The following is a 25,393-nucleotide window of genomic DNA, read 5'->3' as shown; positions in this document are numbered from 1 at the left end:
GTACCGCTGCGTCAGTGCGGCTGCTTCAGCGCAGGCGCAACCTCCGCCCGCACGCTTCGCTTACTTCGCCGCCGCGCGGTTCACGCTCGCGTTCGCCGACGCCACCGCGGTCATGTTGATGATCCGGCGCACGGTCGCGGCCGGCGTCAGGATGTGCACCGGCTTCTCCGCGCCGAGCAGGAACGGACCGACCGTCACGCCTTCGCCACCGATCATCTTCAGCAGGTTGTACGTGATGTTCGCGGCTTCGACGTTCGGCATGATCAGCAGGTTCGCTTCGCCCGTGAGCGTCGTGCCCGGGAACGCGGCCTTGCGGACCGTCTCGGACAGCGCGGCATCGCCATGCATCTCGCCGTCGATCTCGAGGCCCGGCGCGCGTTGCGCGATCAGCTCGCGCGCCTTCGCCATCCGCTGCGACGACGGCGACGGCGTGCTGCCGAAGTTCGAGTTCGACAGCAGCGCGACCTTCGGCGTGATGCCGAACTTCTCGATCTCGCTCGCGGCCAGCATCGTCATGTCGGCGAGCTGCTCGGCGGTCGGCAGCTCGTTCACGTACGTATCGCAGATGAAGAGGTTGCGGCCCGGCAGCATCAGCAGGTTCATCGCCGCGAAGTTGTCGACGTCCTGCGCCTTGCCGAGCACCTGCTCGATGTACTTCAGGTGATCGTGGTACTGGCCGATCATCCCGCAGATCATGCCGTCGGCGTCGCCGAGACGCACGAGGATCGCGCCGATCAGCGTGTTGAACTTGCGCATCGCCGCCTTCGCGACGTCAGGCGTCACGCCGTGACGCGCGCCCAGTTCGTGATACGCCTGCCAGCACTTCTGGTAGCGCGGATCGTCTTCCGGATCGACGATCTCGAAGTCGTCGCCGCATTTCAGCTTCGAGCCCATCTTCTTCAGACGCATCTCGATCACCGACGGACGGCCGACCAGAATCGGCTTCGCGATCTTCTCCAGCAGCACGAACTGCGCGGCGCGCAGCACGCGCTCGTCTTCGCCTTCCGCGAACACGATGCGCGCCGGCTGTGACTTCGCCGCCGCGAACACCGGACGCATCACCATGCCGGTGCGGTAGACGGTGGTGGACAGCTCTTCGCGGTACGCGTCCATGTCCTTGATCGGACGGGTCGCGACGCCCGAATCCATCGCCGCCTGCGCAACCGCCGGCGCGATCTTGATGATGAGACGCGGGTCAAACGGCTTCGGGATCAGGTAGTCCGGGCCGAATTCGAGCGAGTGGCCTTCGTAGGCCTTCGCGACTTCGTCACCCTGGTCGGTTTCTTCGGCAAGCTCGGCGATCGCGCGCACGCACGCGAGCTTCATTTCTTCCGTAATCGTCGTCGCGCCCACATCGAGCGCGCCGCGGAAGATGAACGGGAAGCACAGCACGTTGTTGACCTGGTTCGGATAGTCCGAACGGCCCGTCGCGATGATCGCGTCCGGACGCACTTTCTTCGCCTCTTCCGGACGGATTTCCGGCTCCGGATTCGCGAGCGCGAGAATCAGCGGCTTGTCGGCCATCTCGGCGACCATCTCCGGCTTCAGCACGCCGGCGCTCGAGCAGCCGAGGAACACGTCGCACTGGCGGATCGCGTCGGCCAGCGTACGCGCGTCAGTGTGCGCTGCGTAGCGCTCCTTCGACGGATCAAGGTTGCCGCGCCCTTCGTAGATCACGCCCTTCGAATCGGTGACGAGCACGTTCTGCTTCGACAGGCCGAGGTTCACGAGCAGGTCGAGACACGCGATGGCCGCGGCGCCCGCGCCCGAGCACACCAGCTTGACCTTGCCCAGTTCCTTGCCGACCACTTTCAGGCCGTTCAGGATCGCCGCCGACGCGATGATCGCCGTGCCGTGCTGGTCGTCGTGGAAGACCGGAATCTTCATGCGCTCACGGAGCTTCTTCTCGATGTAGAAGCACTCCGGCGCCTTGATGTCTTCGAGGTTGATGCCGCCGAGCGTCGGTTCGAGCATCGCGATCGCTTCGACCAGCTTGTCCGGATCGGACTCGGAGAGCTCGATGTCGAACACGTCGATGCCCGCGAACTTCTTGAACAGGCAGCCCTTGCCTTCCATCACCGGCTTCGCGGCGAGCGGACCGATGTTGCCGAGGCCGAGCACTGCCGTGCCGTTCGTCACGACGCCCACCAGATTGCCGCGCGACGTGTACTTCTGCGCATCCAGCGGCTCGTCGAAGATCGCCATACAGGCCGCCGCGACGCCCGGCGAGTACGCCAGCGACAGGTCGAGCTGGTTCGACAGCGGCTTGGTCGGAGTGACGGAAATCTTGCCGGGCTTGGGATTCTGGTGATACGCGAGAGCGCTTTGCTTCAGTTGTTCGTCCATTTTTTGGCCTGCGAGACGTTAGGAATTGGGGCCCGGCACGCGGCAGCGGAAGCTTCGCCCGCATGTATCGAAGGGATCATCGATGGCGGCGGTTCTCGCTCGCGCCGGGTAGGCGCGGCGTCGAACCTGGGCGGCGGCGAGGCCGCATGACGCGTTCGGCGGGTCGATTAGTGTACACCTCGCATAGGTCGCGATGACTGGTGTCCATACCGAACAGAAGAGGCGGCCCATGCGCCGCGGCGCGGCTGCCGCATTGCCGCACGCGGCCTGAACGACAGGCGGCGCGGGTCTCGCGCCGCCCGGCGTCACTCGAGTGCGGCGCCGCGGCGTTCGGGAATCAGGAACAGGGTGGCGAGGATGTCGAGCACGTAGATCGACGCGAGCACGCCGAGCGCCGCGCCGAACGAGAAGCGGCTGGCCAGTGCGCCGATCGCGACCGGCCCGAAGCCGCCCACCGCGCGGCCGATGTTGAACAGCACGTTCTGCGCGGTCGCGCGCGCCTCGGTCGGATACAGCTCCGAGATCAGCGCGCCATACCCGCCAATCATTCCGTTGACGAACACGCCCATCACCGCGCCGCCGATCAGTAGCGCAAACGGCGAGTTCAGGTGCGCGTAGACGAACACCATCACCACTGCACCGGCCTGGTAGAACAGGAACGTCGGCTTGCGGCCGAAGCGATCCGCCGCGATGCCGAACAGCCAGATGCCGCACGCCATGCCGAGCACGGTGGCGGCGGTCCAGAGGCCGGACTTCGTCAGCGAGTAGCCGAAGGTCTTCGACAGATAGCTCGGCAGCCAGATCATCAGCCCGTAGTAGCCGAAGTTCTGCACCGAACAGAGGATCGTGACGCCGAGACTCGCGGCTGCCGTGCGCCGGTCGGCGACGAGGCGCCGCAGCGGCAGCCGGCGCGGCCCATCGCGCGGCGCTGCCCGGGCGGCCGCCACGCGCTCGGCGAAGAGCGCCGGTTCTTCCACCTGGCGCCTGACCGCGAACGACACGAGCGCCGGCGCCAGCCCGACCGCGAACATGCCGCGCCAGCCGGTCAGCGGCAACAGCAACGGCGTGAGCAGCGCGGCCGCCAGCACACCAAGCTGCCAGCCCAGACCGACGTAGGACGACGCCCGTGCGCGTTGCCCGGCCGGCCACGCTTCCGCGACGAGCGTCATGCCGATGCCGAACTCGCCGCCCAGCCCGATGCCCGCGATCGTCCGGTAGGCCAGCAGGTCCGCGTAGCCTTGCGCCAGCGCGCAGAGACCGGTGAACACCGCAAAGATCAGGATCGTCCAAGTGAGCATCCGGACCCGGCCGTAGTAGTCGCTCAACACGCCGAAGATCAGCCCGCCGGCGACCGCGCCCACCAGCGTCCACGTGACGAGCGAGCCGGCCTGTGCGGCGCTCAGGTGCAGGTCGACGGAGATCGCGGGCAGCATGAAGCCGAGGATCAGCAGGTCGAAGCCGTCCATCGCGTAACCGAGCACCGACGCGACGAGCGCGCGGGCGGCATGACCGCGTTCGTTCGGACGCGTGCGGGCGGCGGGGGAAGGGGCGACGTTCATCGGCGGGATGGGTTTGGCAAAACGACGGGGCAGCAGGTAGATCGGCCAACGCGGGCCAGCGCAGTGCACGCGGCAGCGGATGCGCGACCCGCGCTACGCCGTGCGCACGCCTTTGGAAACGCGTGAGTGTAAATCCGTCGGGCCAACCGTGCCATGCGGACAAAATCCACAGCTCCCGCATCGCCGCGGCACAGATGGCCGCCATGAGGAACAGGAAAGCGCCCAAATCGGGTAAAATCGCGGGCTACGCGCGCTGCAAACCACCTCGCCGCTCACGGCGTGCCGCGCGTTCCGCCCAGCGTCGCACGGGCGCGGAACGCCACGGTTGCTGCGCCATCGGCGCATCGCGCCCGCCTCCCGCTCACCATCCAAGGATCCGCCCATGACAGGCTTCGATCGCCAGACGATCTCCGACACGACCGCCAGAATGCTGCTCGAAGTGAAGGCCGTGCACTTCAACGCCGAGAAGCCGTTCATCTTCACGTCCGGCTGGGCGAGCCCGGTCTATATCGACTGCCGCAAGCTGATCTCGTATCCGCGCGTGCGCCGCGGCCTGATGGAGATGGCTGAAACGACGATCCTGCGCGACGTCGGCTACGAGCAGATCGACGCCGTCGCCGGCGGCGAGACCGCCGGCATCCCGTTCGCCGCGTGGCTGTCCGACCGCCTGATGGTGCCGATGCAGTACGTGCGCAAGAAGCCGAAGGGCTTCGGCCGCAACGCGCAGATCGAAGGTCTCCTGACCGAAGGCCAGCGCGTGCTGCTGGTCGAAGACCTGACCACCGACAGCCGCAGCAAGATCAACTTCATCAACGCGCTGCGCACCGCGGGCGCGACGGTGAACCACTGCTTCGTGCTGTTCCACTACAACATCTTCAAGGAAAGCGTGTCGGTGCTGAAAGACATCGATGTCGATCTGCACGCGCTCGCGACCTGGTGGGATGTGCTGCGCGTCGCGAAGGAATCGGGCTACTTCGAAACGAAGACGCTCGATGAAGTGGAGAAATTTCTGCACGCGCCGGCAGAATGGTCTGCCGCGCACGGCGGTGCAACGGCTGCACCGCAGTAAGCTGTCGCGCCTTCGTACCGCAAGAAGCCCGATCGGCGTGTGCCGACCGGGCTTTTTTCATTGCGTCACACCAGACCGTGATCGCTATCCACCACGTGCGACGACCGGTTCAGGAGTCCATTGCTCTGCGCGTACTGGAACAGCCCGGAGTCGCGTTCGAGTCCCAGCTTGCGCATCGCCGTGCTCTTCTGCGTGCTGATGGTCTTGATGCTGCGATTGAGCTTCTCGCCGATTTCCTTGATCGTCATGCCGGACACGAAGAGCTGCACCACCTCAAGTTCCCGCTTCGACAGGATCACTTCCTCGTTCTTGCCGCCCGCGTTCATCTTGAGCGTGTCGAGCGCCGCGCGCACCGATGGACTCATGTACGCGAGACGCCGGCTGACGTGCTGCACCGCCTGGCCGATATGACTGAGATCATCCGATTTGTTGACGACGGACGTCACGCCGGGCTCGCTCAACCGCTTCAACAGCGTCGCATTCTCGAGCATGGTCAGAACAACGATCGGCACAAGCGGAAGATTCCGCCGCAGATAACCGATCAACGGCAGACCCTCTCCGAATTGTCCACCCGGCATCGCGAGATCCGTGACGAGCACATCGCACACCATGGTCTGCAGAACCTTGACAAGCTCGGTTGACTGCCTTGCTCGCGCAACCACCTGGATACCAGGGAATCTGAGGAGCGCCTGCTCCGCCCCAAAGAGAATGACGGGGTGGTCGTCCGCCGCTACGACCCTGATCGGCTCATGCATTGCACGTCCTTTTGATAACACCGACAACCGGAATTTGACGTTTCTAAATGATTCGGACTTCGTAACGTTTTATTGGCATGTATGTTCGTGATTGAGATAGGCGCCTCGAATGCAGATTCCGGATTCTTCGAATATCGCCGATTTCTGACTCTATTTGCCGCACCAAACTGGACATCATCGCGCGGCCAGGCGAGATTCACGACTGGCTTCGCAGCGCGATTCGACGCGCGCGGGCAAAATGGGGACAATGGCACGTGGAAGCGATGCGCTGCGTCGCGTTTCGAGCGTGTTCCGAGAGCGTCCTGAGAGGAGATTGGCTCATGCACCGGCATCGCCCGGCAGTGCTGACCGCTACGTCACGGCTCATGAAGCCGGCCGCGGCGGCCTTTCGTCACGCGTGCCTGCCGGCCGTCGCGGCGGCGTTCGTCCTGCATGCCACGAACGCCGTTGCGCAGAGCGCGTTCACGGTGACCAGCGACAGCTTCCGCGCGGGCGGCAATGTCGATAACGCGCAGGTGTTCAATCGCGACGACTGCACCGGCGGCAACCGCTCGCCGCAGCTGAGCTGGCACAACCCGCCAGCGGGCACGCGCAGCTTCGCGATCACGGTGTTCGATCCGGACGCGCCCGGGCGCGGCTGGTGGCACTGGGCGGTGGCCGGCATTCCGGTGGGTACCGGCTCGATCGCCGAGAACGCGAGCGGCTCGGGCGCGCTGAAGAAACTCGGCGCGGTCGAAGCACGCAACGATTTCGACGTCGACGGTTATGGCGGGCCGTGTCCGCCGCCCGGCAAGCCGCATCGCTATGTCGTGACGATCTATGCGCTCGACACCGCCGACCTGCATCTCGCGCAAGGCTGGCCTGCCGAGATGTTCGACCACGAGATCAACACGGCCGCGCTCGGCTTCGCACGCATGGTCGTCAAATACGGGCGTTAGGCTGCGGCGAGCCGCGGCTGCGAGCGCCGCATTCCGCTTTGTTCATTGTCCTTCTGGAGTCAGGCATGCCGAAAATCGTCATCGTGTATCACAGCGGCTACGGCCACACGAAGAAAGTCGCCGAAGCCGTGCTGACCGGCGCGCATGAAGCCGGTGCACACACGCAGCTGATCGCGGTGGGCGATCTCGACGATGCCGGCTGGGCGGAGCTCGACGCCGCGGACGCGATCATCTTCGGCGCGCCGACCTACATGGGCGGACCGTCCGCGGACTTCAAGAAGTTCGCCGACGCGAGTTCGAAGCAGTGGTTCGCGCAGAAGTGGAAAGACAAGATCGCGGCCGGCTTCACGAATTCCGCGACGATGAACGGCGACAAGTTCTCGACGATCCAGTACTTCGTCACGCTGGCCATGCAGCACAGCATGATCTGGGCGGGCACCGGCATGATGCCGTCGAACACGAAGGCCGCGACGCGCAACGACCTGAACTTCGTCGGCGGCTTCACGGGTCTGCTCGCGCAATCGCCCGCCGATGCATCGCCCGAGGAAGCGCCGCCGCCCGGCGACCTCGAGACCGCGAGAACCTTCGGCGCGCGCGTCGCCGCGGTGACCGCGCGCTGGATCGCCGGCTGAGCGTCCGCCCGCTGCTCGCGTGCTGCTTCTCCACGAACGGCCCGCATCCGGCGGCAATGTGCGTTCATCAGGCTGTCATCGGGGCGCCACACCATGGGTCGTCCCTCAACTTTGCACACGTTCCGGATGACGTCTTAAAATGTCGTTCCGGCGCGATGGCGCGCCCGCAATCAGCGAGACCGAGATGAGCACCAAAGTTTTTGTCGACGGCCAGGAAGGCACCACCGGCCTGAAGATCTTCGAATACCTGTCGCAACGCGCCGACGTGGAGCTGATCCGCATCGACGAAGCGAAGCGCAAGGACGTCGACGAACGCCGTCGTCTCATCAACGCGTCGGACGTCACGTTCCTGTGCCTGCCGGATGTCGCTTCGCGCGAGTCGGCTTCGCTGGTCGACAACGACCGCACCGTGCTGATCGACGCGAGCACGGCGTTCCGCACGTCGGCCGACTGGGCGTACGGTCTACCCGAACTCACCCGCGGCCAGCGCGAACGCGTGCGCGCCTCGAAGCGTATCGCGGTGCCTGGCTGCCACGCGTCGGCATTCGTGCTCGCGATGCGTCCGCTCGTCGATGCGGGCGTGGTCGCGGCGGACTTCGCCGCGCACAGCTACTCGATCACCGGCTACAGCGGCGGCGGCAAGAAAATGATCGCCGACTACGAAGCCGGCGGAAACGATCTGCTGAAGAGCCCGCGCCCGTACGCGCTCGGTCTCACACACAAGCATCTGCCCGAGATGGCCGCGCATACCGGCCTGAAATCCGCGCCGGTCTTCACACCGATCGTCGGCGACTTCTACAAGGGCCTCGCGGTCACCACGTTCTTCACGCCGGGTCAGCTCGCGAAGCCGGTCAAGCCGCAGGACGTGCAGGCGCTGTTCGCCGAGTACTACGCGGGCGAAGCGTTCGTGAACGTGATGCCGTTCAACGCGGAAGACAATCTCGACGGCGGCTTCTTCGACGTGCAGGCGAACAACGACACGAACCGCGTCGACCTGTTCGTGTTCGGCAACGAGGAGCGCTTCGTCACCGTCGCGCGGCTCGACAACCTGGGCAAGGGCGCATCGGGTGCCGCGATCCAGTGTATGAACCTCGCGGTCGGCGCCGCGGAAGATACCGGCTTGAAACGCTGAACGTCGCTCGCTCCGAGCGCAGGAGGCCGACCTTCGGGTCGGCCTTTTTTTCTGTTTGAAACCCTCCTGGCCAGCCGCGCCGCTGAATGGCGTTTTAAATCCGGTCAATATTTCCCGATTATCTCCTTCCCCTCAAAGACGCTCCGGTCAATATTGCTTTTCACGCTTACCAGGCGTTTCAATTCATTAGGGATTCTCCCGATTCTGTCGCGAACGGTCGTTCGATGATGATTAGCGACTTTCGCCAGTGCCATACGCGACGGGCGTCAGCGACCGATGACCCGCACGCCACAGCCGCGCAAAAAATCTTTTTTGTTTAAAAGTCCCGTAAGGCACACGGCGCCACGTGTTTGCACAATTACGTGCTGTTTGAATCGACCTTTTTAGACGGTTCTATCAATTGACAGCGGAAAGGCGCAAAGCGAAATTACGACGCACAAATACATCAGGGAGACAACAACATGTCGCATGCCTTCATGCGGGGGCTGGCGATAGCCATCGCCATGACCCCGTTGTTCATTGCCTGTGGCGGAAACACGGGCGCGCCGTCCGCGATCAACCCGACACAATGCTCGGGCTCGAGCTGCACCAACCAGGGCTCGCCGAGTTCCGGCACCACGGCTTCGCTTTGTCCGGCCACGGCCGACATCGGCAGCAGCACGTATCTTGGCGGCGCCGGTAGCGGCGAGATCGTCAAGCTCAACATCGATGCGGTGAATCTCACCTACACGCTGACGTGGCTCGAGTCGCCGATCCCGCTCGCGCCAGGTGAGGTCACACCGACCCGCAAGGGCGTCACGCTCAGCGGCACGGTCTCCCATCCGCCGACCGGCGCACTGCCGACGGCCGAACAGATCCGTTGCGCGTTCATCCTTCAGCCGGCGAGCGGCACCGCGTCCGACGGCAGCACGTACAGCACCGCGTCGACCTTCAACACGTCCAACCCGCCGATGATCCTCATCGGGTTGAACGGCGTCGCCGGCGGCGGCATTCCGGGCGCGGAGATTTCGTATGCGGGCGCCACCATTGTCGGCATCGGCACCGGCCTCTTCGCCGTGACCGACCGCAAGTTCGACTTCTATCCGTTCATCGGCTTTGCCAACACCGATACCAGCATCGCCGATCTGCAAGGCACGTACAACGCGCTGCTGTATCACATCCAGCCGTCGGACAACTACGCGACGATCGGCAAGCAGGATGTCGAGACGTTCAACGCGACCGGCTCCTGCACGTCGGGCTCGGGTGGTACCTGCAACACGACGGCGAACGCGTTCTCGCTGGTGTCGTCCGGCGGCTACTTCACGAGCGCCGACGCGCCGAAGCTCAGCTCGGGCACCACGCTCGGCAGCGCGGCCGCGGCGAACATGGTGCTCGGCAAGCTCAACGGCGTGCTGGTCCCGATCGTGGTTCGTACGGGCGTCGCCAATCCGGGCTCGCTCACCGTCGACGACGAATCCGGCATCGCGATGCTCGCACCGGACACCTCGCTGGCGTCGGGCGGCTTCGACGGCGGTTACGCCGGCGCCGACTCGAACTTCAAGTACACGGCGACACTGATCCAGGGCGCGGCGGGCACGTTCATCAACCCGTCGACGCAGGCATCTGAAAGCGCGTTCGGCCTGAGCTATCCGAACACGTCGCCCGGTCTGGTCGATGTGACCGACACGAGCGGCAACACCGGCTTCGCGATCGCCGCAGGCGGGCTCTACGGAGTCCTGATCCAGGGCACCGAGAACGGCGGCATCACGTCGACCTCCGCGATCTCCGGCACGAGCTCGTCGCCCTACTTCGGCATCGGCGCACTCGTCAGCAAGTGATCGTCAGCAGGTACGCAGGACCCCGCCTCGGCGCAAGCCGGGGCGGCACAAGAAGAGCAGCGGAGAGAACGCAGGCGCAGCACCGGTAAACAACAAGACCGACGGAATGGCTGGACAGGGAGCTGGCCATCCGCAAAGCAAATGGGAGGCAGTATGAAATGGAGGCTTTTCGCGGCGCTCGTGCTCGTGGCGCCGCTCTTCGCTGCGTGCGGCGGCGGCAGTGACAACACGAGTCCGACCACCAACGTCGCCGCGTTGTGTCCGTCTTCGCTCGACTATTCGACCACCTTCACGGGCGGCGGCGGCGACGGCGAACTCGTGAAACTGCAGCTCGACACGACCAAGCTGACCTGGCAGGTCACCTACGTCGAATCGCCGATTCCGCAAACCACCGGCACCGTCTCGCCGACGCGCGCCGGCACCACGCAAAGCGGCACGCTGACACGCGAAACCGGACTACCGACGGCCAAGCTCAACAACTGCGCGTACCAGCTGAACGGCGCGAGCCTCGATTCGAGCCGGCCGGCACGCGTGTTCATCGGTGAAGGCGTCGCGGGCGGCACGATCCCCGGCAAGGAGATCCAGTTCAACGGCGTGCTTGGCGCCGGCGCGGTGCCCGACACGACGTTCCCGTACTACCCGTTCATCGGTTTCTCGTCGATCGAGACGAACATCGCGAACGTCGCGGGCACGTACAACCAGCTCGGCTATCACCAGATACCGTCGCAGAGCTTCGCGCCTGTCACCGTCGACTCGAAGATCACGATCAACGCCGACGGCACGTGGACTGAGTGCGACAACAGCGGCGTCAACGCGGGCAAGTGCCAGCAGCCGGGCACGAACCTCGTGCAGTCGTCGGATGGCAGCGGCGCGTTCGAAACCGACAACTTTCAGGGCCAGGCGAAGCCGACGCTCGCCACGACGCCGTACGCGAAGGGCTTCATGATCGTCGGCAAGCTGCGCAACCAGCTCGTGCCGATCCTCGTGCGCACCGGCGCGGCCAGCTCGTCGCTCACGTCGACGCCTCCCGGCCCGTACGCCGACGACGAATCCGGCATCTCGATCCTCGCGCCGCAGACGTCCGTCGCAGTCGACTCGCAGGACGGCGAATACATCGGCGTCGACAGCCAGTTCGACTACCGGACCACCGCGCTCGAAGGCACGCAAGCCACGCTGCTCGATCCGTTCAACGCATCGCAGGCATCGCTCGCGACCGCGCTGAATCTCGACTTCACGGAGAGCACGCCAGGCGTCGTCACGTCGACGCACGTTGGCGCGTCGAGCACCACGGCGACCGGCAAGTTCATCTTCACCGGTGGGGTGTTCGGCTTCCTTGACCTGAATACGGCGTCGTCGCCGTACTTCACGATCGGCGCGTTCGTGCAATGACGCAACGGAAGCCTCTGCGAACCGGCGAGGCATAGAACGAGGGCAACCGCCCGCAGGCCGCCGCGCGTACGGCACGCGCCGGCGCCGCGGGCAGGCGGGACAAGGCGCATCGACCGGCTGGGACAACGCCAGGTGCGTTGAAGCGAAACCCGCACACGGAGGGAGAACATGAAGAAAAGCATGATGACGGCGGCGGCCGTGACGGCCGCCTGCCTGTCGGCGGGTGCGTATGCGCAGGGCACGGGCGACAACGTCGTGTCGCTCGGCTGGTTCCACGTGATGCCGCAGGACTCGAGCACGCCGCTCACCACCTACGTCGCACCGACACCGATCAACACGCCGCTGCGGCTGCCCAACCAGTTCACGTCGTCCGGCACCGGCCTGTCGACCAACAACGCGGACACGCTGGGCCTGTTGATCACCCACTTCTGGACCGATCACATCGCAACGACGACGGTGGCCGGCGTGCCGCCGAAGTTCAAGATCTACGGCTCCGGCACGATCAAGCCGCCGGGACCCGCCGGCGCGCTCGGCACCCAGGATCTCGGCGACCCAGGCGCGAATCCGATCGTGAAGAGCGTGCGGCAGTGGAGCCCGGCGCTGATCTTCCAGTACTACTTCCGCAAGCCGACTGACAAGTTCCGGCCGTTCGCGGGCATCGGCGTGTCGTACAACTGGTTCTCGGACATCCAGTTGTCGAAGGGCTTCGTGCAGTCGACGCAGAACAACCTGGGCGCGGTGCTCGCGGCCGGCGCGGGTAAGCCGGGCACGACCACGGTGGAAGGCAAGGCGTCGTCTTCGTGGGCGCCGGTGTTCAACCTCGGCGCCACCTACAGCATCACGAACCACATCGGCGTGGTCGCATCCGTCACGTACATCCCGCTGAAGACGTATTCGTCGGTGATCGTGCGGGCCGCCGACGGCACCGAGCTGTCAGATTCGAAGGCGAAGCTGAGCGCCGATCCGATCATCACGTACGTGGGCCTGTCGTACAAATTCTGACGACGAGACAACAAGCTGGACCTGAGAGACAGAGGTGGCCGCGCAATGCGGCCATTTCTTTTTGCCGCGCTAGAAACGAGCGATGCGTCCGGACGACGGACGAAAAAAAGCCCGCCAGGTTGGCGGGCTTAATCCATATCAGAGGAGACATGGAGGAGACAGAAACCACTATAGCAAACCCTTTGATGCGGCGCAACATTCGTAAGTGAAAAGCACTTCGCATGTTGCTTATGAGCAACAGCCCGTTAGGCGGGCATCTGCCCGCTCGCGCCCGAACCCTTGCCGTGCCTCCGGTCAAGCCCGCCCAGCACGCCGCGCCGACACCTCGCCCAGCACCGCGAAGTCTTTTTCGCCGTCGCCCTGTGCGACCGCCTGCACAAGGCTGTCGTGCACCGTGCTCGCCATCGGCATCGGCGTATGTGTCGCATTGGCGGCGGCCAGCGCGAGCCGCACGTCCTTCAGCCCGAGACGCGCCTTGAAGAGCGCCGGCTCGTAGCGCCGCTCCGCGATCATCTTGCCGTAGCCCGAGTAGACGGGGCCCGTGAACAGACCGCCGGTGATCACGTCGAGAAAGTCCTGCATCGCCACACCATGGCCCGCGAGCAGTGCCGACGCCTCGCCGAGCGCCTCCACCGCCGACGCCAGCATGAAGTTCGCCGCCAGCTTCATCACGCTCGCCTGCTGCGGCAGCGAGCCGATCCGCCACGTCTTCTGGCCGATCGCGTCGAGCACTGGCTGGACGCGATCGATCGCTTCGGCGGGACCGGCCGCGACGATCGTCAGCTTCCCCGCCGCCGCCACGTCGGGCCGCCCCAGCACCGGCGCCGCGACGTAGTGCAGGCCGCGATGCGCGTGCTCGTGCGCAAGGGTTTCGGCGAGCGCGACCGAGATCGTCGCCATGTTCACGTGCGTGAGGCCACGCGGCGCGCCGGCGAGCAGCGGCGCATCGAAGACTTCGCGCACCGCGTGATCGTCGGCGAGCATCGAAAACACCGCGTCTCCCGCGAATGCTTCGGCCGGCGTCGCCACCACCACCGCGCCCGCTTCGGCGAGCCGCTGCGCGCGTTCCGGCGAGCGATTCCACACCCGCACCCGATGCCCGGCTTTCAACATGTTGGCGACCATCGCGCCGCCCATCTCGCCGAGCCCAATGAAACCGATATCCATCTGCCGCTCCTCTCTTCTGGAACCGGCAGTAGAGCACAGCCGTGTGAACGATGCAGCGGCGCGGTGCGATACTGGCGCCATGGTCACCGCGACTTTCCGCTTCTACGAGGAGCTGAACGATTTCCTCGCCCGGCCCCTGCGGCGGCGCGCGTTCGCGTGCGAGTGCGCGCGGGACGCCACCGCGAAGCACATGATCGAGGCGCTTGGCGTGCCGCATACCGAGGTCGAGCTGATCGTGGTGAACGGTGAATCGGTGGGCTTCGAGCATCCGCTGAAGGAAGGCGACCGCGTCGCGGTGTATCCGAAGTTCGAGGCGCTGGATATCTCCCCGCTCCTGCGCGTGCGCGACGCGCCGCTGCGGGTGATGCGCTTCGTCGCCGACGCGCACCTGGGCGGCCTCGCGCAGCTGCTGCGTCTCGCGGGCTTTGACACGCTCTACGACAACCACTACCCCGACGCCGACATCGAAGCCCTCGCGCACGCCGAAGCACGCATCGTCCTCACGCGCGACCGCGAACTGCTCAAGCGCCGCACCATCACGCACGGCTGCTACGTGCGCGCGCTGAAGCCGGAGGCGCAGCTGCGCGAAGTGTTCCGCCGCCTCGACCTTGCCGGCAGCGCGCATCCGTTCCGGCTCTGTCTGACCTGCAACGCGCCGTTGCGGCGCATCGCGAAGGAAGAGGCGGCGGACCGCGTGCCGGAAGGCGTATTCCAGCGGCAAGCGCAGTTCGTCACCTGCGACATCTGTCGACGGGTGTTCTGGGAAGGCTCGCACTGGAAGCGCATGCGCGCGCTGATGGATAGCGTGACGGGCGCCTCGCCCAACCACGGCGACGACGCCGACAATCCGCCGCCCGCTCCCGTCTGAAGGCCGCGCCGGGCCCGCGCGATGCGTACAATGCCGGATCGTTTCGAATCGAGAGGCACACCTGATGGCCATGAAGAAGACCGACCTTGAGAAAAACAAGGCGCTGAAGCTGACCCACGCAATGAAGCAGTCCCACGCCGAGCGCTTCGGCAAAAGCGCCGACGACACGAAGCTCGACCGTCGCGAGCAGCGCAAGCTCGACCAGGCGCAAGGCCTGATTCCGTTCGCGTGCAAGCTGAACGCGGAGCTCGTCGAGCAGTTGAAGGCGCGCGCCGCCACGCACCCGGACGGCATGACTGGCCTCCTCACCGAGCTCCTGCAGCAAGGCCTCGCGTCCAGCACGAAGTGACCGCCCCGCGGGGCCAGACCGCCTCGCGTGACCCACATGCAACAGGGTGTTCTGCAAATTGCGCGCCCAAGCGAATTTATCGTTGACGCGCAATCCGCCAGCTGCCTAAAATTTGGGTGTTCTCAACAAAAGGGGCATTTGCCTTGGACGTTAGCAGTAGTCGATCTTCGACAACCTCGACCGGTTTAGCCGCCGGTCTTGCTGCCTGAACCGCAGGACACCCCGCGCTACTTCTTTCTAGCCGCCGTCCTGCCAACAGGCAGACGGTGCGCGTCGCAGTACCACCGTACTTCCCCGTGCACATCTGGTGACCGCCATCCGGGCGTCGTCGCGTTCGCGCGTATTCGTTCGTCCGTCTGGCATACGCAGCGTGCGTTGCATGCCGCGTGTTCGTTCATGCGCCATATGCGCGTGCGCGACCGCAAGGTCGCCCGCCGCGGCGCATGTGGATCAACGCAAGCGTGCCCCGTGCACGAAGGGAGGCCGTCATGCCGGACGGTGAATCTAGTCCCCAGTTACGCCATGCACGCCCGACGGTGCCGCGGCCGCTTTCTATCTTCAAGGCCGCACGCATCGACTGACGAAGTTTGCAGTGTTGTCCCCGGCCGCGCCCGCCCTTTCCGCGAGCGCCTCTGAGATCACGATGCAGGCTTCACGGGCCCGAAAAACGAAGCTCACGAAGCACCCTGTCTCACCGGAGGAACCATCATGCAATTCGCTCTCCTCGTGGCAAAGCTGCCGCACATCGAAGAAGCGCGCGTCCACTACGACACCCTGCTCGCGCTGAATCCGCGCGAGCACAACCTGACGCGCTCGCTCGTGCAGGCGCTGCGCGCGTGGCGTCTGCGTTTCGCTACGGCGAAGCGTCCGGCGCGCCGTTAACCGACGTATGGAACCGCCGGCCGTCAGGGACGGACCGGCGGATCGCAAGACCGACGACAACATCAAAACAACAGGGAGCTGCACATGTCCACGCCAGCACAGATCAACCAGGCCGCACCGCCCGCGCGCGAACGCAGCGCGGTGCTCGACGACGCGCACGTCGGCGACATCCGCGGCGCATTCGGCACGATCGCGCATCACGACACGGGCTCGCGGCGCAACTGGTCCGCGCGGATCCGCACGCTGCTCGCGATCCTCGGCCCCGGCCTCATCGTGATGGTCGGCGACAACGATGCGGGCGCGTTCGGCACCTACACGCAGGCCGGCCAGAACTACGGCACGTCGCTGCTGTGGACGCTGCTGCTCCTGATCCCCGTGCTGTTCGTGAATCAGGAGATGGTGCTGCGCCTCGGCGCCGTGACCGGAGTCGGCCATGCACGCCTGATCTTCCAGCGCTTCGGCCGCTTCTGGGGCGCGTTCAGCGTGATCGACCTGTTCCTGCTCAATGCGCTCACCATCGTCACCGAGTTCATCGGCATCACGTTCGCGCTCGAGTTTCTCGGCGTGCCGCGCGTGGCCGGCGTGCTGGTCGCCGCACTGCTGACCGGCGCCGCCGTCAGCACCGGTGACTTCCGCCGCTTCGAACGCTTCGCGCTCGCCCTGTGCATCCTGAGCCTGCTGCTCGTGCCGGTGCTCGTATCGATCCACCCGCCCGTCGGGCAGATCACGCGCGATTTCTTCGTGCCGAACTGGCCCGCGCACGCAAAGACGAGCGACGTGATGCTGCTCGTGATCGGCATCGTCGGCACGACGGTCGCGCCGTGGCAGCTGTTCTTCCAGCAGAGCTATGTGATCGACAAGCGGATCACGCCGCGCTTCATGAAGTACGAAAAGGCGGACCTGTGGATCGGCATCGGCTTCGTGATGATCGGCGCGGTCGCGATGATTTCGTTCTCCTCCGCGCTGTTCGCGGGGCGCCCTGAATTCGGCCAGTTCACCGATGCGGGCGGCATCATCGCCGGCCTCGACCGCTATGTCGGCCGCTGGCCCGCGACGATCTTCGCGGTCGCGCTGCTCGACGCGTGCATCATCGGCGCGGCGGCAGTGTCGCTGTCCACCGCCTACGCGATCGGCGACACGTTCGGCATCCGCCATTCGCTGCATCGCGGCGTCGGCGACGCGAAGGGCTTCTATCTCGTCTACTTCGGCATCATCGCGCTCGCGGCGGCGCTTGTGCTGATTCCGGGCAGCCCGCTCGGCCTCCTGACCGAAGCGGTGCAGACGCTCGCCGGCGTGCTGCTGCCCAGCGCCACCGTGTTCCTGCTGCTGTTGTGCAACGACCGCGCGGTGCTCGGGCCGTGGGTCAACTCGCTGCGCCTGAATCTCTTCACCGGCGCGGTGATCTGGGCGCTCGTGATGCTGTCGATCATCCTGACGGGGTCGGTGCTGTTCCCGGATATCAGCGGCGCGGCGATGATCGAGATTCTGGTCGGCGGCACGCTGCTCGCCGTCGTCGGCACCGCGATCGCGCTGTGGCTGCGCCGGCGCGATGCGAACGGCTGGCTCGGCGCGGTGCGCGCTGCCGTCGATCGCGACGCGCGCGACAGCTGGCGCATGCCGCCGCTCGACGAGCTGCCGGCGCCGCAGATCAGCCTGAGCCAGCGGGTGTGGATGGGCGTGCTGCGTCTGTATCTCGTGATCGCAGTGGGCCTCGTGCTCGTGAAGGTGATCGAGCTCGCGCTGCACCACTGAACGACGCTTTCGTCACATCAAACGAAAAAGGCCAGGGCGAACGCCCTGGCCTTTCGTGCTTCAACGACTGACTTCTGCGACTGACGCCGCTTGCGCGGCGCGAGGCTTAGTTCTGCGAGCCGTTGTCGCTCGTGCCGGCAGCCGAAGCCGCCGACGACACGCCGGCGCGCTTGCCGTGCGTCTTCAGCTTCTTGTGGGTGTGATGGGCTTTCTTCGTTGCGCTGGCCGGAGCGGCCGCAGCGGCGTCCGAGCTTTGCGCGAAAGCCTGGACGGAAACCAGTGCGACGGCTGCGGTGACGAGCGAGGCGATGATCTTCTTCATTGATGGAATCCCCAAACCTGACAATCAAGTCAATGTGAATGAATAACTGCAGCGGGGTGAAACCGATGGGCGTGGGCACCCGAATATTCCCCGCGGGGCAGTATCACGCAGCGTTGGGCGTTTGTCATCCCAAAAAGGGTGGATTGTATTTTCCGTGAGACAGGGAAAACTCGTGAATGCCGAACGATATGCGGATTCGCGCTTTTTGCCTTATTTTTGCCTTCTTTTTGCGGTTTGCGCGTCCGTATTGATCAGACGAGATTACGCAGGAGACTCGCGGTTTCCTGCAAAACGGGCAGCACGCGATGCAACGCGCCGTTCGCCGACTCCTGTCCGATCGGCATGCTCACGCTGATGGCGGCGACCACATTGCCGTGCCGGTCGCGCAGCGGCACCGCGACGCCACGCATGCCCGGCTCAAGCTGCTGGTCGGTGACCACGTAGCCATTGCGGCGTGCTTCGGCCAGCACCTCGCGCAGCCGGTCGATGCTCGCGTAGGTGTACGGCGTGAAGAGCCGGATCTCGTAGGTCGCGAGCCACGCGTCGATCTCCTCGGGCGCGCGCGACGCCAGCAAGATCATCCCCGCCGAAGACAGTGGCGCCGGCACCCGCGAACCCAGCACGAAGCCCATCGCCATCGCGCGATTGACGCCGTTGCGCGCCACGTAGACCACATCGTGCTCATCGAGAATCGCGACCAGCGCCGTCTCCTGCACCTCGGCGGTAATGCGCTGAAGAAACGGCTGCACGGTGCGCGGCAGGCGCGCGGATTCGAGGTACGACTGGCCGAGCCGCAACACGCGCGGCGCGAGCCAGAAGAGCTTGCCGTCGGTGTCGATATAGCCGAGCTCGCCGAGCGTCAGCAGATAGCGGCGCGCCGCCGTGCGCGACAGCCCCGCGCGAGTGGCCACGGTGGTCGGCGTCATGCGCGCGTGGTCTTCGTCGAACGCTTCGATGATCGCGAGCGCCTTCGCGGCGCCGGCAATCCAGTCCTTTTCGTCCATCGTCGTGATCCGCACGGTTGGAAGCGGGCGGCGCGGAAGTGCGCGGCCGGATTGCGCGATTATCGCGCGACCGCATGCAATCAGGCGACCGATCGGCTGACCGGCTGGACGACGGACAGCGAAAGCCCGACGCAAGGAACGCGGTATCATCGGCGGTTCATCACGTCGCTGCGCGTCTAGCCACGCTGCATTCAGCATCAAACCGCACGCACGCTGCGACGCGCACCACCCTCATCCAAGACCCGATCGCATGCAACCCGCCACCCGCCGCCACCTTCGCGCCAACCTGCTGATGCTGATCGCCGCGATCATCTGGGGCTCCGCGTTCGTCGCGCAGCGGCTGAGCCTCGACGCGATCGGTCCGTTCCTGTTCACCGGTCTGCGCTTCCTGCTGGGCGCGGGCGTCGTGTTCGCGCTGATCGCGTGCCTGCGGCCCACGGCGTCACGAGTGCGGCTCCTGAGCGCGCCGCGCGCGATGCAGCGCGATCTGCTGGTGGCGGGCGTCGTGCTCGGCATCCTGCTCGCGCTGTCGATCTCGCTGCAGCAGATCGGCCTCAAGTACACGAAGATCGCGAACGCCGGCTTCATCACGTCGCTGTACGTGATCATCGTGCCGGTGCTCGGCGTACTGATGCGCCATCAGACCGGCATGGGCACCTGGCTCGGCGCGTTGCTCGCGGTGGTCGGCATGTACTTTCTCAGCGTCAGCGAACACTTCACGATTCTCTACGGCGACTGGTTCCAGCTCGGCTGTGCGGTCGTGATCTCGGTGCAGGTGATGGTCGTCGGATACTTCGCGCGACGGCTCGATCCGCTCGCGCTGTCGCTCGTGCAGTTCGTCGTGTGCGGCGTGATCTGTCTCGCGATCGCGCTCGCCATCGAGCCCGTGAACCTGGCCGTGATCGCGGCCGGCGCGCCGACCGTGCTGTATGGCGGCGCGCTTTCGGTCGGCATCGGCTACACGATCCAGGTGGTCGCGCAGAAAGACGCCGCGCCGGCGCACGCCGCCGTCATCTTCAGCATGGAGGGGGTGTTCGCCGCGCTGTCCGGCTGGATCGTGCTCGGCGAGACGCTATCGAGCCGCGCGCTGTTTGGCTGCGCGCTGATGCTCACCGGATTGATCGTCTGCCAGCTGCTGCCGCTGCTGGAGAGCCGCCGCGCGGGAGCGGCGACGCGCGCGTGATTCAAGACGCAAAAGACGCAAAACGCAGCGACGCGCACACGCGTGGACGCACACGCACCGTCGTTGCCAGCGTGCACAGGCGCAAACCCGCGCAGACTCAACGCGCCTTGAACGTCGTCACGGGCGTCAGGTTGGACGGCGCCGGACCCACCGTCATCGGTGCGCCGCTTTCGTGCAGATCGGTGCGATCCTGCCGCGCGCTCGCCACTGAAAAACCAAACGTGTTGATCCCGTCCGCACATCGTACGAACACGGTGCCGCCGTGCATCTCCGCGATCGCCTTGACGATCGCAAGACCGAGCCCGTGGTTCTCGCGGCTGTTGGTACGCGACACTTCCGCGCGATAGAAGCGGTCGAACAGGTGATTGAGCACTTCAGGCGCGATCGGCTCGCCCGGGTTCGCGACGCGCAACTGCACATGCCCCGCATCGCGAACGACGGTGACGGTGACCGTGAGCGTCGCGCCGCGCGCGCAATGCTGGATCGCGTTCATCACGAGATTCGTACACGCGCGGCCGAACAGCGACCGGTTCACGAGCCCGATTGCATCGCCGCGCGCCACCGCGTGCACGCCCGCCTCTTCGAGCGGAATCTCCAGAAAATCCAGCGTGCGCGCAACTTCCGCCGCGAGCGACACCTCCACGAGCCCCGTCGCGCGTTCGCCCTGATCGGCACGCGCGAGAAACAGCATGTCGTTGATGATGCCGCGCATGCGCTCGAACTCTTCGAGGTTCGACTGCAGCGTGTGCTGTAAATCGTCGACAGAACGGTTGCGCGACAGCGCGACTTCGGTCTGTCCGATCAGGATCGTGACCGGCGTGCGCAGTTCGTGCGCGACGTCCGCGTTGAACGATTCGAGGCGTCCGTACGCCGCGTCGAGCCGTTGTAGCGCGCCGTTGAACGAGTTCGCGAGATCGTTCAGTTCGAGCGGCAGCGACGTGGTGTCGAGCCGCTGCGAGCGGTTGTCCGGACTCACCGCCGACGCCTCGCGCGTCAGCCGCCGCAGCGGCGTAAGACCGATGCGCGTGACCGAATAGCTCAGCAGCAGCACCGCGAAGCTGCCCAGTGCGGACAGCGCCGCCAGCGCGAAACCGAATGCCTGCATGGTGCGCACGTTCGGGCTGTAGCTCGCCGCCACCTGCAGCTGCACCGCCGGCCGGCCGCCGAACGGCGGCAGCTGCAGCGTGCTCGTCAGCATGTCATGCGCGGCGCCGTCGGTACGCACGCGTTCATAGTTGCCCGGCCACTGGTTAATCACGCGGCCCTGCACCAGGTGGCCGTAGTTGAACGCCGGGTCGGCGCTCGACACCGAGAAGTTCGTGGTGCCGTCGCGCGGCGTCATGTCGGTGAGTTTCTCGCGCGCCATCCGCCACTTGTCCGGATTGATCGCGTGATAAACGATGATCTTCGCGATCTCCGTGCGGTCGTCGAGCGATTCGCGGAGATGATGTTCGAGCTGCGAGCGCAGCACGAGAAAGAGCCCGCTGCCGACGAGCGTAAAGACTGACAGCGCGACGAGCGCGAACATCAGCGCGAGGCGGCGGGCGATCGAGCGGTTCATGATGCCTGTCCTAGCTAGCGCGCGTGTAGAGGCCACTCATGATGCTTCGGCCTCCTCACGCACTTCGAGCACATAACCCATGCCGCGCACGGTGTGCAGCAGCTTGGTGCGGAACGGTCCGTCGAGCTTCGCGCGCAGCCGCTTGATCGCGGTTTCCACCACGTTCGTGTGACTGTCGAAGTTGACGTCCCACACGAGTTCGGTGATCGCCGTCTTCGACAGGATGTCGCCCTGGCGGCGCGCCAGCACGCTCAGCAGCTGAAATTCCTTCGCGGTGAGATCGAGCCGCACGCCTTCGCGCGTTGCGCGCCGGCCAATCAGGTCGACGAACAGATCGCCGACCGAAATCAGCGTGGACTCCTGGGAACGCGTGCGGCGCGCGAGCGCATGCAGACGCTCGACGAGTTCGAGGAACGAGAATGGCTTGGTGAGATAGTCGTCCGCGCCTTCGCGCAGGCCGCGCACGCGGTCGTTCACGTGGTCGCGCGCGGTGAGCATGATGACCGGTGTGGGCTTGCGCATGCGCAGCGCCTTGAGCACGCTGAAGCCGTCACGCTTGGGCAGCATCACGTCGAGCACGATCACGTCGTAGTCGAATTCGGTGGCGAGATGCATGCCTTCCTCGCCGTCTAGCGCGACATCGACGACCCAGCCCTGCTCCGTCAGCCCGGAGCGCAGGTAATCCACGACCTTGAGTTCGTCTTCCACGATGAGCAGCTTCATTGGCGCCCCTCCCCTGACCTTACGATTATACGAAACACGCTGAACCAGCGCTTTCAGGGCGGCACCCTCGCCGCCCTCCGCGCAAATCCGCCCGCACCGGGTCAGTCCGCGTGATTCATCGCCTCCTGCCGCACGGGCGTGCCCGGTGCGGTGTCTTTTCCATCCATACCCGACGCAGCCGACGCGCCCGATGCACCCGATGCACCCACCGCCACCGCCGGCTGCGACCCATCCCAGCCGCCGCCGAGCGCCTTCACCAGCGATACCGCGAGCGACATCTGCTGGCCGTGGATCTGCACGTCCTGCCGCTCGCTCGTCAGCAGCGACTGCTGCGCGGTGATCACGTCCAGGTACGCGACGAGGCCGCCCGAGTATCGGTCGTTCGCGAGCGACAGCAGCTTGCGCGCGTCGGCCACGGCCTGGCTCGACTGCTTCGACGCGTCGTCGAGCACCGACAGACCGGTGACGCCGTCCTGCACCTGCTGGAACGCCGTCAGCACGGCCTGCCGGTAGTTCGCCTCCGCCGCCTTGTAACCCGCGCTCGCGAAATCGACGTTGGCCGCGCGCCGGCCGCCGTCGAACACCACCTGGCTCAGCGATGCACCGAGCGTCCAGAACAGGCTCGGCGCCGTCAGCAGACTCGCGAACGACGTGCTCTCCCAGCCGAGCCCCGGCACGAGCGTCAGGCTGGGGAAAAACGCGGCCTTCGCGACGCCGATCTGCGCGTTCGCGGCGGCCATTGCGCGTTCGGCCGAAGCAATGTCGGGCCGCCGCTGCAGCACGTCGCTCGGCACGCCGAGCGGAATCGCCGGCACCGCGGTCTGCACGACTTTCGGCGCGATCGTGAACTGCGGCGCGGGCACGCCGACGAGCGCCGCGATCGCGTGCTCTTCGGTCTCGCGCTGGTTCACGAGCAACGTGGCCTGCACGCGGGTGGAGTCGAGCAGCGACTGCTGCTGAAGCAGATCGAGGCCCGACACCGAGCCGAGTTCATGCTCGGACTTCACGTAGTTGAGCGCTTTTTCCTGCAGCGCGACCGACTGGTTCAGCACGTCGATCTCGGCGTCGAGCTCGCGCAGCGAGAAGTAGTCGGTCGCGAGATCGGTGGTGAGCACGAGCCGCGCGTTCGCAAGGTCGTCCCGCGATTGTTCCGCCGACGCCTTCGCGCCTTCCACCTCGCGACGGATGCGGCCGAACAGGTCGGTGTCGTAGTTGACCGTCGGGCCGATCTGCAGGCTGTTCTGCACCGTCGACTGATTCGGCGTGCCGTAATTCGTGAGCGGCCGGTTCTTCGAGATCTTCTCGCGCGCCGCGGCACCGGACAGATCCACTTCAGGCAAACGCTGCGCCTCGTTGTTCGCGAGCGTCGCGCGGGCCTGATCGTAGTGCGCGCTGGCCGCGACGAGCGTCTGGTTCTGCGCGAGCGCCTGCGTTTCCAGACCGTTCAACGTGTCGTCGCTAAAGCTCTTCCACCAGTCCGGATCGAGCGGCGCATGCGACGGCTGCGCGACGCGCCAATAGCCTTCCGTGTGCCACGCGGGCGGCGCGTCGACATGCGGCTGCTTATAGTCCGGCCCGACCGTGCACGCGGTCAGCAGCGCGGCGCTGGCCACTGCGCACATTGCCGTCGCGAATGCAGGATGCGGGCAAAGACGAGCGCGATACTTCACGACTGCCCTCCGTTCTTCGCCTGCTGCTGCGTGCGCGGTTGCGGCTTCTGCTGGGGCGGCGCGTTCTGCGCCTGCACGACGACGTGATCGCCGTTGTCGATCGAATCGCTCGGGTTGATGATGATGCGATCGGTCGGCGCGATGCCGTTCGAGATTTCGAGCGTCTGACCGAGATCCTGCGCGATCGTGATCGACTTCAGATGCACGACGCCGTTATCGTCGACCACCGCGAACTGCGGCCCTTGCGCGCGGAACAGCAGCGCGTTGTCCGGCACTGTCAGTTCGCCCTGCGCGGACGCGGGCACGGATACCTGCACATACGCGCCCGGGCGCAGCTTGTTGTCCGGATTCGGCAGCCGCACTTCGATCTGCAGCGTGCGGGTCGCCACGTCGATCGCGCCCGCGATGTGCGTGATCGTGCCGTGGAATTCCTTGCCCGGCAGCTCGGCCTGCGTGACGACGACGTCCTGCCCGACCGTCACGTTCTGCGCGTAGGCCTGCGGCAACTGCACATACACGCGCAGCGGATCGGACTGCACCATCGCGAACAGCGCGCGGCTCGTGCCGCTGCCCGCATCGATCAGGTCGCCGACGTCGACGTTGCGCTGCGTGATCACGCCGGTGAACGGCGCGACGATGCGCTTGAACGATTCGAGCTGGCGCAGCCGCTCCACGTTCGCATTCGAAGCCTCAAGGTTCGCGACGTCCTGGTTGTACGTGCTTTGCCGCTCGTCGAGTTCCTGCTGCGAGACCGCATCGCGCTGCCGCAACTGCTGCCAGCGATCGTACGAGGTCTTCGCGAGCGCGAGGCTCGCCTTCATCTGGTCGCGTTGCGCAACGGCCTGCGCGAGCTCCTGATCGATCTCGGGCGTATCGAGTTCGGCAAGCAGCTGCCCCTGCTTCACCTGCGCGCCGATGTCGACGTACCAGTGCAGCAGATAGCCAGTCGCGCGCGCGTAGATCGGCGATTCGACATAGCCGCTCAGCGTGCCCGGCAGCAGCGTCGCGCCGCTGGCCTCGGTGGTCTTCGGCGTGACCACGTCGACGTACTGCTTCGCGTTCTGCTGGGTCGTCGTCGCCACCGTGCGGCTTTGCAGGATGTTTGCGACCACCGTGCGCAGCGCGCCCGCCGCGAGCAGCAGCAGCACGATCACGACTGCGATCTTCGCGCGTCGCCATTCGCGATGACGCGGAGGCAGCGCGTGTCCGTCTTCGGTGTCCAGTGCCGGGATTGCCAGCGAGGCGTGGGTTTTCTCAGTCATTTCGTTCAGCC

The 25,393-nt window shown here is 65.7% G+C and carries 22 protein-coding genes; 12 read left to right on the top strand and 10 right to left on the bottom strand.

What is annotated here, in order from left to right; translation table 11 throughout:
- Window positions 1–60 precede the first annotated feature (60 nt).
- Together DVS29_RS18835 and DVS29_RS18830 are read right to left on the bottom strand one after the other, a co-directional pair.
- The gene (locus DVS29_RS18835) at window positions 61–2,346 is read right to left on the bottom strand and encodes an NADP-dependent malic enzyme (RefSeq protein ID WP_118182000.1); all 2,286 of its coding nucleotides are present in this window, start codon (window positions 2,344–2,346) and stop codon (window positions 61–63) included.
- 305 nt (window positions 2,347–2,651) lie between these two features.
- Window positions 2,652–3,905: an MFS transporter gene (locus DVS29_RS18830; protein WP_118181999.1), complete on the bottom strand. Its 1,254-nt coding sequence runs from the start codon at window positions 3,903–3,905 to the stop codon at window positions 2,652–2,654.
- A gap of 382 nt (window positions 3,906–4,287) precedes the next feature.
- Here DVS29_RS18830 and DVS29_RS18825 point away from each other — a divergent pair, with 382 nt between their 5' ends.
- Entirely contained in the window at window positions 4,288–4,974 is a 687-nt protein-coding gene (locus DVS29_RS18825) for an orotate phosphoribosyltransferase (protein WP_118181998.1), read from the top strand.
- 65 nt (window positions 4,975–5,039) lie between these two features.
- Here DVS29_RS18825 and DVS29_RS18820 read toward each other — a convergent pair whose 3' ends face one another.
- Window positions 5,040–5,729 carry a response regulator gene (locus tag DVS29_RS18820; protein WP_118181997.1) on the bottom strand — a complete coding sequence of 230 codons (690 nt, stop codon included), beginning with the start codon at window positions 5,727–5,729 and terminating at the stop codon, window positions 5,040–5,042.
- A 320-nt stretch (window positions 5,730–6,049) separates the two neighbouring features.
- Here DVS29_RS18820 and DVS29_RS18815 point away from each other — a divergent pair, with 320 nt between their 5' ends.
- From DVS29_RS18815 to DVS29_RS18790, 6 genes are all read left to right on the top strand, one after another.
- Window positions 6,050–6,667 (top strand): YbhB/YbcL family Raf kinase inhibitor-like protein, encoded by a 618-nt coding sequence (locus DVS29_RS18815; protein WP_240655682.1) that lies wholly within the window; start codon window positions 6,050–6,052, stop codon window positions 6,665–6,667.
- A 65-nt stretch (window positions 6,668–6,732) separates the two neighbouring features.
- Window positions 6,733–7,299: a flavodoxin family protein gene (locus DVS29_RS18810; protein ID WP_118181996.1), complete on the top strand. Its 567-nt coding sequence runs from the start codon at window positions 6,733–6,735 to the stop codon at window positions 7,297–7,299.
- A gap of 184 nt (window positions 7,300–7,483) precedes the next feature.
- The gene (gene argC / locus DVS29_RS18805) at window positions 7,484–8,431 is read left to right on the top strand and encodes an N-acetyl-gamma-glutamyl-phosphate reductase (RefSeq protein WP_118182019.1); all 948 of its coding nucleotides are present in this window, start codon (window positions 7,484–7,486) and stop codon (window positions 8,429–8,431) included.
- 461 nt (window positions 8,432–8,892) lie between these two features.
- Window positions 8,893–10,248, top strand: a complete 1,356-nt coding sequence (locus tag DVS29_RS18800; protein ID WP_118181995.1) for a DUF2957 domain-containing protein — start codon at window positions 8,893–8,895, stop codon at window positions 10,246–10,248.
- A gap of 153 nt (window positions 10,249–10,401) precedes the next feature.
- Complete coding sequence (locus DVS29_RS18795; protein ID WP_118181994.1) at window positions 10,402–11,637, top strand: DUF2957 domain-containing protein; 1,236 nt, start codon at window positions 10,402–10,404, stop codon at window positions 11,635–11,637.
- 168 nt (window positions 11,638–11,805) lie between these two features.
- Window positions 11,806–12,639 (top strand): OmpW/AlkL family protein, encoded by an 834-nt coding sequence (locus tag DVS29_RS18790; protein ID WP_118181993.1) that lies wholly within the window; start codon window positions 11,806–11,808, stop codon window positions 12,637–12,639.
- Window positions 12,640–12,933: 294 nt separating this feature from the next.
- Here the strand turns inward: DVS29_RS18790 and DVS29_RS18785 are convergent, their stop codons facing one another.
- Window positions 12,934–13,887 (bottom strand): NAD(P)-dependent oxidoreductase, encoded by a 954-nt coding sequence (locus DVS29_RS18785; RefSeq protein WP_276314318.1) that lies wholly within the window; start codon window positions 13,885–13,887, stop codon window positions 12,934–12,936.
- Here DVS29_RS18785 and DVS29_RS18780 point away from each other — a divergent pair.
- From DVS29_RS18780 to DVS29_RS18770, 4 genes are all read left to right on the top strand, one after another.
- Entirely contained in the window at window positions 13,886–14,674 is a 789-nt protein-coding gene (locus DVS29_RS18780; RefSeq protein ID WP_118181991.1) for a Mut7-C RNAse domain-containing protein, read from the top strand. The two genes, DVS29_RS18785 and DVS29_RS18780, sit on opposite strands and share 2 nt — an antisense overlap.
- A 64-nt stretch (window positions 14,675–14,738) precedes the next feature.
- Window positions 14,739–15,023 (top strand): hypothetical protein, encoded by a 285-nt coding sequence (locus DVS29_RS18775; protein ID WP_118181990.1) that lies wholly within the window; start codon window positions 14,739–14,741, stop codon window positions 15,021–15,023.
- A gap of 708 nt (window positions 15,024–15,731) precedes the next feature.
- Window positions 15,732–15,905: a hypothetical protein gene (locus DVS29_RS37345; RefSeq protein WP_164707941.1), complete on the top strand. Its 174-nt coding sequence runs from the start codon at window positions 15,732–15,734 to the stop codon at window positions 15,903–15,905.
- Between the two features lie 84 nt (window positions 15,906–15,989).
- Complete coding sequence (locus DVS29_RS18770; RefSeq protein ID WP_118181989.1) at window positions 15,990–17,657, top strand: NRAMP family divalent metal transporter; 1,668 nt, start codon at window positions 15,990–15,992, stop codon at window positions 17,655–17,657.
- A 106-nt stretch (window positions 17,658–17,763) separates the two neighbouring features.
- On the opposite strand, the gene DVS29_RS18765 is transcribed toward DVS29_RS18770, so the two are convergent.
- Together DVS29_RS18765 and DVS29_RS18760 are read right to left on the bottom strand one after the other, a co-directional pair.
- Window positions 17,764–17,979, bottom strand: coding sequence for a hypothetical protein (locus DVS29_RS18765; RefSeq protein WP_118181988.1), 216 nt, complete (start codon window positions 17,977–17,979; stop codon window positions 17,764–17,766).
- A 251-nt stretch (window positions 17,980–18,230) separates the two neighbouring features.
- Complete coding sequence (locus DVS29_RS18760; RefSeq protein ID WP_118181987.1) at window positions 18,231–18,983, bottom strand: IclR family transcriptional regulator domain-containing protein; 753 nt, start codon at window positions 18,981–18,983, stop codon at window positions 18,231–18,233.
- Window positions 18,984–19,233: 250 nt separating this feature from the next.
- Between DVS29_RS18760 and DVS29_RS18755 the strand changes: the two genes are divergently transcribed.
- Window positions 19,234–20,166 carry a DMT family transporter gene (locus tag DVS29_RS18755; RefSeq protein ID WP_118181986.1) on the top strand — a complete coding sequence of 311 codons (933 nt, stop codon included), beginning with the start codon at window positions 19,234–19,236 and terminating at the stop codon, window positions 20,164–20,166.
- A 97-nt stretch (window positions 20,167–20,263) separates the two neighbouring features.
- Here the strand turns inward: DVS29_RS18755 and DVS29_RS18750 are convergent, their stop codons facing one another.
- The 4 genes from DVS29_RS18750 to DVS29_RS18735 all read right to left on the bottom strand — a co-directional run bounded on the left by DVS29_RS18750 (window position 20,264) and on the right by DVS29_RS18735 (window position 25,382).
- The gene (locus DVS29_RS18750) at window positions 20,264–21,727 is read right to left on the bottom strand and encodes a heavy metal sensor histidine kinase (protein WP_118181985.1); all 1,464 of its coding nucleotides are present in this window, start codon (window positions 21,725–21,727) and stop codon (window positions 20,264–20,266) included.
- Window positions 21,728–21,763: 36 nt separating this feature from the next.
- Entirely contained in the window at window positions 21,764–22,450 is a 687-nt protein-coding gene (locus tag DVS29_RS18745; protein WP_118181984.1) for a heavy metal response regulator transcription factor, read from the bottom strand.
- 101 nt (window positions 22,451–22,551) lie between these two features.
- Entirely contained in the window at window positions 22,552–24,072 is a 1,521-nt protein-coding gene (locus DVS29_RS18740; RefSeq protein WP_118181983.1) for an efflux transporter outer membrane subunit, read from the bottom strand.
- A gap of 44 nt (window positions 24,073–24,116) precedes the next feature.
- Window positions 24,117–25,382, bottom strand: a complete 1,266-nt coding sequence (locus tag DVS29_RS18735) for an efflux RND transporter periplasmic adaptor subunit (RefSeq protein WP_118181982.1) — start codon at window positions 25,380–25,382, stop codon at window positions 24,117–24,119.
- Window positions 25,383–25,393 lie beyond the last annotated feature (11 nt).

Source organism: Paraburkholderia phosphatilytica (genome assembly GCF_003443895.1).
Lineage (GTDB): Bacteria > Pseudomonadota > Gammaproteobacteria > Burkholderiales > Burkholderiaceae > Paraburkholderia > Paraburkholderia phosphatilytica.
This window is presented reverse-complemented; position numbering and strand designations above follow the sequence as displayed.